The sequence below is a fragment of the Deltaproteobacteria bacterium genome (assembly GCA_016875225.1).
In the GTDB taxonomy this organism is placed as follows: domain Bacteria; phylum Myxococcota_A; class UBA9160; order SZUA-336; family SZUA-336; genus VGRW01.
Window position 1 is genome coordinate 1 of sequence record VGRW01000116.1, and the last position, 7,833, is coordinate 7,833.

Annotated in this window: 7 protein-coding genes; 2 read left to right on the plus strand and 5 right to left on the minus strand. The window is 72.0% G+C overall.

Features of this window, described 5'->3' with window-relative positions; genetic code table 11:
- On the minus strand, positions 1–1,543 hold a 1,543-nt coding region (locus tag FJ108_17130; GenBank protein MBM4337613.1), incomplete at its 3' end, for a tetratricopeptide repeat protein.
- 57 nt (positions 1,544–1,600) lie between these two features.
- Positions 1,601–2,737: a 3-dehydroquinate synthase gene (gene aroB / locus FJ108_17135; protein ID MBM4337614.1), complete on the minus strand. Its 1,137-nt coding sequence runs from the start codon at positions 2,735–2,737 to the stop codon at positions 1,601–1,603.
- Positions 2,738–2,778: 41 nt separating this feature from the next.
- Between aroB and FJ108_17140 the strand changes: the two genes are divergently transcribed.
- Positions 2,779–3,714: a hypothetical protein gene (locus tag FJ108_17140; protein ID MBM4337615.1), complete on the plus strand. Its 936-nt coding sequence runs from the start codon at positions 2,779–2,781 to the stop codon at positions 3,712–3,714.
- Between the two features lie 2 nt (positions 3,715–3,716).
- Here the strand turns inward: FJ108_17140 and FJ108_17145 are convergent, their stop codons facing one another.
- Positions 3,717–5,111 (minus strand): M20/M25/M40 family metallo-hydrolase, encoded by a 1,395-nt coding sequence (locus FJ108_17145; GenBank protein ID MBM4337616.1) that lies wholly within the window; start codon positions 5,109–5,111, stop codon positions 3,717–3,719.
- 24 nt (positions 5,112–5,135) lie between these two features.
- Between FJ108_17145 and FJ108_17150 the strand changes: the two genes are divergently transcribed.
- The gene (locus tag FJ108_17150; GenBank protein ID MBM4337617.1) at positions 5,136–6,011 is read left to right on the plus strand and encodes a VacJ family lipoprotein; all 876 of its coding nucleotides are present in this window, start codon (positions 5,136–5,138) and stop codon (positions 6,009–6,011) included.
- On the opposite strand, the gene FJ108_17155 is transcribed toward FJ108_17150, so the two are convergent.
- Together FJ108_17155 and FJ108_17160 are read right to left on the minus strand one after the other, a co-directional pair.
- Positions 5,852–6,490: a toluene tolerance protein gene (locus tag FJ108_17155; protein ID MBM4337618.1), complete on the minus strand. Its 639-nt coding sequence runs from the start codon at positions 6,488–6,490 to the stop codon at positions 5,852–5,854. The genes FJ108_17150 and FJ108_17155 overlap by 160 nt on opposite strands.
- Positions 6,491–6,541: 51 nt before the next feature.
- Positions 6,542–7,833 (minus strand): hypothetical protein (locus tag FJ108_17160; GenBank protein MBM4337619.1); only part of this gene is annotated, 1,292 nt, incomplete at its 5' end.

The following is a 7,833-nucleotide window of genomic DNA, read 5'->3' on the forward strand; positions in this document are numbered from 1 at the left end:
GGGGGCTCTCCGCGAGCCCGAAGAGCGACCAGCCGTTCTCGGGCTGAGCGACGAGATCGTCGCGGAAGGCCGCCTCCGCCTCGGCCGGCCGGCCCAGGGCGAGCAGCGTCGAGCCCTGGAGCTGCCGCACCGGCAGGTACCACGACGGCGGCTCCGTGTAGTTCAGCTCGTACTCGAGGCGCTGCGCGTTCTCTAGCTTCGCGAGCGCGCGATCGCGCTCGCCTTCGCGCAGGGCGATCTCGGCACCGAGCACCTCGCTCGCGAGCGCGAGCAGGCTCGAAGCCTTCGCGGCCGGGAACTGCAGCGCGGCGAGCTCCGGCTCCGCTCCGATCGCGTCCTGCTTCGCGAGCTCCGCTCGCGCTTCGTCGAGCCGGCCGAGCGCGGCGAACGCCATGCCGCGCGTGTGGTGCCACATTCCGGTGGCGTAGCGCAGGCTCGCGGGCGGCGCGGGCTCGGCCAGCATCTCGTCGAACCTGCCGAAGCGGACCAGCGCGAAGTACGGCACGGGCACCTGCTCCTCGGCGGGCGGGAACGCGGCGATCGTCTCCGCCTCGATCTTCGAGCGCAGCTTCCGCGCGGTCGCGATCGCCGCGCCGCTCCGGCCCTCCATCGTCTCCGAGGCCCAGAGGAAGTGCAGGTTGTGCGGGTAGTAGACCATCGAGTAGAGGCCGCCCGAGCGACACCAGGCCATGTACTCCTCGTCGGCGCTCGCGCCGCGCTCGTTCGCGAGCGACGCTTCGCGGTACATCCCCACGCGCATGTAGGTGTGCGCCGACATGTGGACCAGGTGACCGGCCGAGATCGCGAGCGTCTCGAGGCGCCTGGCGCTCGGAAGCGCACGGCCCGGGTCGTTCGAGGCCTCGACCGCGTGGATGTAGAAGTGGTTCGCGCCGGGATGGTTCGGCTCGCGGTGCAGCACGGCCTCGAGGCGCGAGACGATCTCGGCCGTGCTCTCCTTCGGTTCGAAGGTCTTGGTCCAGTAGTCCCAGGGCGCCAGGTCCATCAGCGCCTCGGCCGCGAGCACCTGCGCGTCGAGGTCGTCCGGAAAGCGCTTCGCGAGCGCGCGCATGGCCTCGGCGTAGTCGCGATCGAGCGCCGCGCGATCGGCATCCGGCGCGTCCGAGTAGCGCCTCGCGAGCGCCGCCACGTAGGCGAGCTCGCGCGGCGTGCTGAGCAGCGCGCGCGACTGCGCCTTCGACAGCGCCGCGATCGCCGGCGCGACGGCCGCCGGGTCCATCGGCGCGTTGATGTTCGGTCCCAGCGCGAGCGCGACGCCCCACGAGCACATCGCGCAGCCCGGATCGATCTGGCCCGCCACCTCGAAGGCGCGGATCGCCTCGGGATGATTGAAGCCGTACATCAGCCGGAGGCCCTGATCGAAGTATTTCTGCGCGAGCGGCGAGCTCGTGGTGATCGGCATGGTGTACCCACCCAGCCCGTCGATCAGCGGCCGCCCTTCCCCGACGGTGTCCGCGCCCTGGCCGCCGCCGCAGGCCAGCGCGATCCCCGCGACCCAGATCGAGAACCCGCGTCGAAGCCCCATTCACGGTCCCCTGGTGGTGCCCGATCTGCGGATCATCCCCCCTGAAGGGCGCGGGGTCTAGAGCCGAATCGAGGCCCAGGCCGCGGTCACCGCGCGCGGCTCGAGATCGTCGCGGAGCTGGACCTCGCCGAGCCGGGTGGGCAGCACGAAGCGGATCCGGGCGCGCGAGACCTTCTTGTCGAGCGCCATCGCCTCGAGCAGGCGCGCGTCGTCGGGGAGCCGCGCGCGGACCGGAAGTCCGGCGGCCGCGACGACGGCCTCGAGCTCGCCGCGCAGCTCCGGGGCGCAGAGCCCGGCCGAGATCGCGAGCGTGGTCGCGGCGAGCATGCCCAGCGCGACGGCCTCTCCGTGCAGGATCTCGCCGTAGCCGACCACCGCCTCGATCGCGTGCGCGAAGGTGTGCCCGAAGTTCAGGTGCGCGCGCACGCCCGTCTCGCGCTCGTCCTCGCTCACGACCGCCGCCTTGATCCCGACGTTTCTCGCGACCAGCTCCGTGAGCGCGTCGGCATCGAGCGCAAGCAGCGCGCGCAGGTTCGCGCGCGTCCATGCGAAGAGCGACGGATCGCGGATCACCGCGTGCTTGATGCACTCCGCGAGACCGCACGCCAGCTCGCGCGCGGGCAGCGTGCGCAGCGCCAGGATGTCGGCGACCACGACCGCCGGCTGGTGGAACGCGCCGATCAGGTTCTTCCCCTGCGGCACGTTCACGCCGACCTTTCCGCCGACGCTCGAATCGACCATCGCGAGCAGCGTGGTCGGACACTGCACGAACGGCACGCCGCGCAGATAGGTCGCCGCCGCGAAGCCGACCATGTCTCCGGTGACCCCGCCGCCCAGCGCCACGATCGGCGAGCGGCGCTCGAATCTGCGCGACAGAAGCACCTCGTACAGCGCGCGCACGCCGTCCAGGGTCTTGCTCGCCTCACCACCGGGGAGCGCGTGCTCGATCACCTCGTAGCCGGCCGACTCGAGCGACGCGCGGGCTCGCGGCAGCAGCGTCCCGCGCACGGCGGGATCCGCGAAGAGCGCGGCGCTCGACGCGGGCGCGACCTCGCGAATCACGCCGCCCAGGCGATCGAGCGCGTTCGGCTCGATGTGGACGGCGTAGCGGTGCTGCGGAAGGACGACCGGGACGGACGGCATGCGTCGGGCCAGCTTATCGCGCGCGACCGCGGCCGACGAGCGGGCTAGCATCGGGAGCCCTCGGAGCGGCGCCGGGAGCCGCGGGAGGCCGCGTGCAGATCGGGATTCTCGCCGCAGGGATCGTCGCCCTCGGGCTGCTCGTCGCGGGCGGCGCGCCGACTGTGGAGCCGGCCGAGCGGGTGCAGCAGGCACTCGCGAGCGTTCGCTTCGTCGCCTATACACCGCGCGGCTTCGACCCCGACGCGCGCGCGGGCGCGGTCCGACCGGAGGCGATCCGCGCCGATCTGGCGCTGCTTCGCAGTCACTTCGACGGCCTGGTCACGTACTCCTGCGCGAACGGACTCGATGCGATCGCCCCGCTCGCGCGCGAGCTCGGCTACCGCGCGCTGGTGCTCGGCGTCTGGGATCCGACCAGCGATCGCGAGCTCGAGCTCGCGATCGCCGCCGCGCGCGCGGCGCCCGAGGTCGTGCTCGCGATCGCGCTCGGCAACGAGGGCCTGTTCTTCGGCCGCTACGACGCGGCGCAGCTCGCCCGCGCGTTCGCCCGCGTGCGAAGCGAAGCGCCGGGTGTCGCGGTCAGCACCAGCGAGCCGTTCTCGAGCCATCTGGACCCGGCGCGGGCTCGGTTGCTTCCGCGGCAGGACTTCCTGCTTCCGATCGTCCACCCGCTGGATCAGCCGTGGTTCGGCACGGCGCCGCCCGCGACCGCGGTCGACTTCGTCGTGAACGTCGTGCGCGAGCTCGAGGCGCGAACCTCGCTGCCCGTGCTGGTGAAGGAGACCGGCCTTCCGAGCGGCCCGCGCGAGCAGGGCTTCAGCGAAGCCGCGCAGGCCGGGTTCTGGTCGCGGCTGGACGAGCTGCTTCCGGCCACGCGCATGCACGCGGTCACCCGCTTCGAGGCCTTCGACGCGGAGTGGAAGATCGCGTCGGTCGCGGCGCAGACCGGCGATCTGCGTCCGACGGAGGCGCACTGGGGGTTCTTCCGCGCCGACGGGAGCGCGAAGCCGGTCGCATCGCTGGCGCGCTGAGCTCAGCGCGCCAGCGCCTGCACCAGCCGCCAGAGGAACTCGTGACCCTGGTCGAACTGCACCACGCCGACGCGCTCGTCGCGCCCGTGCGCGCGCATGTCGTCGACGTCGACGAAGATTCCCGAGACTCCGTACGCGGGGATTCCGGCGAGCCGGAAGTACTTCGAGTCGGTCGCCCCCGCGCTCATCGACGGCACGACGGGCACACCGGGGAAGACCTCGGCGCTCACGCGCTCGACGGTCGCGAGAAAGTCCGGGTCGATCGCGGCGCGTGGCCCGGCGATCTCCCGCTCCGCGAGCGAGACCGTGATCCCGGCGTCGTCGAGCGCCGCGACGAGCGCGCTCTGCACGTCGGCTGCGCTGTGCCCGGGCAGGATCCTGCAGTTCACGTTCGCGCTCGCGCGCTGCGGCAGCGCGTTGGGCGCGTGCCCGGCCGCGAGCTGCGTCGCGACGCAGGTCGTGCGCAGGATCGCGTTGTAGCTCGGCTGCGCGGTCAGCCGCGCGAGCGCCTCCGGGTCGGGCGGCTGCTTCGCGGCCGCGCGCATGTCGCTCGCGATCTGGGGCGACTCCGCCTGCGCGGCCCGCTCGAGGTAGGCGCGCGTGACGTCGTTCAGCTCGATCGCAAACTCGAAGCGCTCGAGCCGCACCAGGCCGTGGGCGAGCCGGAAGATCGCGTTGTCCTTCACGGGCAGCGAGCTGTGCCCGCCCTTGTTGGTGACGACGAGCGCGAAGTCCATGTAGGTCTTCTCCGCCGCCTGCACGCCGTTCACCAGATACTTCCCGGCGCGCATCCGGCCGCCGCCGCCCTCGTTCAGCACGAGCCCGGCGTCGACGAGCGCGCGCTGCTCGCGAAGCAGCCACTCGGCGCCGTTCTCGTCGCCGCCCTCCTCGTCGGCGGTGAGCGCGAGGATCACGTCGCGACGCGGCGGCGTGCCCTCGCGCTTCATGCGCAGGATGGTCTCGGTGAAGATCGCGGCCATCGCCTTGTCGTCGAGCGATCCGCGCGCCCAGAAGAAGCCGTCCTTCTCGAGCAGGCGGAACGGGTCGACGCTCCAGTCCTCGCGCCTGGCCTCGACCACGTCGAGGTGCGCGAGCAGAAGCAGCGGCTTCTCGGCGCCGCTCCCGCGCAGGCGCGCGACCAGGTTCCCCTTCTTCGGCGAGGGCCCGAGAACCGCGACGTCCTCCGCGGGAAAGCCGGCTTCGCGCAGGCGCTTCGCGACGGCCTCGGCCGCGACCGTCGTGCTTCCGGTCGAGTGGGTGGTGTCGATCTCGACGAGCTCGCGGTAGATCTCGCGCACCCGCGCGCGGCTGTCCGGGGGGATCGCCTCGCCCGCGCGGACTTCAAGGGGCGCGAGTGCGAGGCAGAGACATATGCGGAGGAACGCTCGATTTCTCATGCGGCCCAGTATATTCGCCGCACCGTGAAACCCGGACGGCTCGGAAGATCGGGGGGCGCGTGCGCCCTTGGCTTCTGGCTCGCGCTCGCCTCGACACAGGTGCGGGCCGATCCCATGCCCGTGCCATCGGACCAGGAGCTGCTCGACGCGCTCGATGCGGCCGACGCGGTCGCCGAGTACCCCGATCCGATCGAGCCCGCCAACCGCGCGACGCTCGCGTTCAACGAGGGGCTCGACCGCTACCTGATCGCGCCGGTCTCGCGCGGCTACAGCGCAGTCGTTCCGGACCCCGCCGAGCGCGCGGTGCGGCGCGTGTTCCGCAACGCGGCCGAGCCGATCTCGTTCCTGAACCACCTGCTGCAGCTGCACCCGGTCAGCGCCGGAGAGACGCTGCTGCGCTTCGGCGTGAACACGACCGCCGGCGTGGTCGGGCTCTTCGACGTCGCCACGCCGATCGGCCTGCCCGAGGATCACTCCGACTTCGGCGAAACCCTACACCGTTATGGGACGCCGAGCGGCCCCTACCTGATGCTCCCCGTGCTCGGCCCGAGCACCGGGCGCGACGCGGTCGGCGATCTGATCGACTTCTTCCTCGAGCCTCAGACCTATCTGCTTCCCGGCGCCGGGCAGATCGTGGTGGGAACCAGCGACGGAATCTCCGCACGCTCCGAACGAGACCAGGCGCTCGACGCGCTGCGCGAGCAGTCGGTCGACTTCTACGCCGCGCTGCGCACCGCGTACTACTTGTCTAGGGAGTCGGAGCTGGCGGGCACGCTCCCCGACGCGTCGGCGATCTTGCGCTCGAGCGCGGAGACGAGCGCGTCGAATCCGTCGCGCTCGAGCACCGACGTGTACTCCGCGCGTTTCATCGCCAGCTCCGAGACGGTCCCGCCCAGGTAGACGTCGATCACGCGCCAGCCCTCGCTGGTCTGGCGCATGCGGTAGTCGAGGTGCACGTCCTCGTTCGGCGCGTGCAACACGCTGCGCACGATCTGCGTGCCGGCGATCGAGCTCTCCGAGCCGCTCGTCTGGAAGCGCTCGGACGTGTAGCCGTCGAAGCGTGTCGCGTAGGTGCGCAGGATCATGCCGCGGAACACCTTCGCGAAGCGCTCGCGCTGCTCGGCGTCGAGCTTGCCCCAGGCGGGGCCGAGCGAGCGCTGGCTCATGGTCGCGAAGTCCCAGGTCTGGTCCATGGCCGGCGTGAGGCGCTCGAGCCGACCCTCGACGCCGAGCACCTTCGCGTCCTTCATGACCCCGAGCAGGGTCGCGTGGAATCGGTCGATCACCGCGACGGCGTCCGCCGGCTCCGCCCGCGCCGCCAGGGCCAGCGCGAAGCTCAAGACGAAAGCGGCGACGTGAGGGCGGCGAGGAGGAATCATCGGCGCCGCAGCATACAGGATCGTTCGCCGGTAGCCCGGACGCTCCCCGCGCTACTGGAGCCCGTACCGGCGCAGCTTCTTGTAGAGACACTCGCGCGTGATGCCGAGCTCGCGCGCTGTGACGAGCCTGCGGTTCGCGTTGCGCTCGAGCGACCTCGACAGGTACCAGGACTCGAAGCGCGCCACCGCGTCGCGGAGCGTCTCGCTCTGGACGTCGCGAGGCAGGCCGGGCGCGACGCCGCGAAGCTGCGGCGAGAGCATCCGCGCGGTGATCTCGCTGCCGCCCTCCGCGTGCGTGACGATTCGCGCGACCTCGTTCTCGAGCTCGCGCACGTTTCCCGGCCAGGGATAGGTCTCGAGCAGTCGGCGCGCGTCGGCCGCGACCTGGCGCAGGCCCGCCGCATCGGGGCTCGAAGCCAGGAACTGCAGCACCAGCGGGACGATGTCTTCCGTGCGCGAGCGGAGCGGCGGGAGAGCGATCGGAAACACGTTCAGCCGGAAGTAGAGGTCGCGGCGGAAGCGCGAGCAATCGACCTCGTGGGCGAGATCGCGATTGGTGGCGGCGACGATGCGCACGTCGACCGGTGTCTCGCGACTCGCGCCGAGCGCGCGCACCACGCCCTCCTGGAGCGCGCGCAGGAGCTTCACCTGGAAGCCGAGGGACGTCTCGCCGATCTCGTCGAGAAACAGCGTGCCGGAGTTCGCCGCCACGAAGTGACCCGGCCGAGCGCGGCTCGCGCCCGTGAACGCGCCGCGGTCGTGCCCGAAGAGCTCGCTCTCGAGCAGCGTCTCGGGAAAGGCCGCGCAGTTGATCGCGACGAACGGACCGCGCGCGCGCCGGCCGCCCTCGTGAAGCGCGCGCGCGATCACCTCTTTGCCCGTGCCGGTCTCGCCGAGCAGCAGCACCGTCGCGTCGCTGGCCTGCGCCTTGCGAACCAGGTCGAGACAGGCGCGCATGCTCGGGCTGCGCGCGACGATCGAGCTCGCGGCCTGGAGCGGCGGCGCGGGCTCGCGCCGTCGGAACAGCTCGTCGACGCGCGCGCGCAGGCTCGCGTCCGTGGATGCGTCGCGCACGACGATCTCCTGCACGCCGCAGGCGAAGAGCTCCGAGGCGCGTGCGACCTCGGCCGTGTCGACCACGGCGATCACCGGCAGCCGGTTCCTGCGCCGGCGCAGCCAACGCGCATCGGCGAGCGTGGCCTCGACCTCGCGGTGGTCGAGGCAGATCGCGCGGTAGCCGCTCGAGCCGAGCGCGCTCGCCGCGCGCTCGCGGTCCGCGGCGGTGGAGCGCGGCTCTCGATCGGCCGGCGATCGAGTGGCCGCTGCATCGGAGAGAATCAGAA

Coding starts and splice junctions, on each gene's coding strand:
- aroB (MBM4337614.1), bottom strand. CDS start 2,737: ATGCTAGCCCGCTCGTCGGCCGCGGTCGCGCGCGATAAGCTGGCCCGA.
- FJ108_17155 (MBM4337618.1), bottom strand. CDS start 6,490: ATGATTCCTCCTCGCCGCCCTCACGTCGCCGCTTTCGTCTTGAGCTTC.
- FJ108_17145 (MBM4337616.1), bottom strand. CDS start 5,111: ATGAGAAATCGAGCGTTCCTCCGCATATGTCTCTGCCTCGCACTCGCG.